The following is a 1,284-nucleotide window of genomic DNA, read 5'->3' as shown; positions in this document are numbered from 1 at the left end:
CTGCTCGAGGATGGCCGGATTCTCGAGCGTGGACGTATCCTGCGTGATCGCCTCGCCCTTCGCGAGCGAGCGCAAGAGGCGCCGCATGATCTTGCCCGAGCGCGTCTTCGGCAGGTTGTCGCCGAAGCGGATGTCCTTCGGCTTCGCGATCGGCCCGATCTGCTTGCCGACCCAGTCGCGCAGCGCCTTCGCGAGCGCCGCCGCTTCGTCGCCTTCCGGGCGCGAACGCTTCAACACCACGAACGCCACGACCGCCTCGCCCGTCGTGTCGTCCGGGCGGCCGACCACCGCCGCCTCCGCCACGAGTTCATGCGACACCAGCGCCGATTCGATCTCCATCGTGCCCAGCCGGTGGCCCGACACGTTCAGCACGTCGTCGATCCGGCCCATGATCGTGAAGTAGCCGGTCTCCTTGTCGCGCACGGTGCCGTCGCCAGCCAGATAGAGCGTGCCGCCGAGTTCTTCCGGGTAATAACTCTTCTTGAAGCGCTCCGGATCGCCCCAGATCGTGCGGATCATCGCGGGCCACGGGCGCTTGACGACCAGAATCCCGCCTTGCCCGTTCGGCACGTCCTGGCCCGTCTCGTCGACCACCGCGGCCATGATGCCCGGCAACGGCAGCGTGCACGAACCCGGCACGGTCGGCGTCGCGCCCGGCAGCGGCGTGATCATGTGGCCGCCGGTTTCGGTCTGCCACCACGTATCGACGATCGGGCAGCGCTCGTGGCCGACGTGCTTGTGGTACCACATCCACGCTTCCGGATTGATCGGCTCGCCGACCGTGCCGATGATGCGCAGGCTCGATAGGTCATAGCTCTTCGGATGAACCTTGTCGTCGGCTTCGGCCGCCTTGATCAGCGAACGGATCGCGGTCGGCGCGGTGTAGAACACGGTCACCTTGTGGTCGCCGATCATCTTCCAGAAGCGCCCGGCGTCCGGATACGTCGGCACGCCCTCGAACACGACCTGCGTGCCGCCGCACGCGAGCGGCCCGTACGTGATGTACGTATGGCCCGTGACCCAGCCGATGTCGGCCGTGCACCAGAACACGTCGTCGGGTTTCCAGTCGAAGGTCCACTTCATCGTCTGCGCGGCCCACAGCAGGTAGCCGCCCGTGCTGTGCTGCACGCCCTTCGGCTTGCCGGTCGAGCCCGACGTATACAGGATGAACAGCGGATGCTCGGCGCCGACCCAGGTCGGCTCGCAGCGGTCGGATTCGCCGTCGGTCAGCTCGTGCATCCACAGGTCGCGGCCCGCGTGCCAGTCGATCTTGCCGCCGGTGCG

Annotated in this window: 1 protein-coding gene; it reads right to left on the bottom strand. The window is 67.4% G+C overall.

Annotation, left to right across the window (positions count from 1 at the left end; translation table 11 throughout):
• Positions 1-1,284, bottom strand: a 1,284-nt coding sequence (locus CFB35_RS33990; protein WP_143328789.1) for an acetate--CoA ligase, incomplete at both ends; no start/stop codon positions are given.

It is taken from the genome of Burkholderia sp. AU16482, assembly GCF_002223285.1.
Lineage (GTDB): Bacteria > Pseudomonadota > Gammaproteobacteria > Burkholderiales > Burkholderiaceae > Burkholderia > Burkholderia semiarida.
This window is presented reverse-complemented; position numbering and strand designations above follow the sequence as displayed.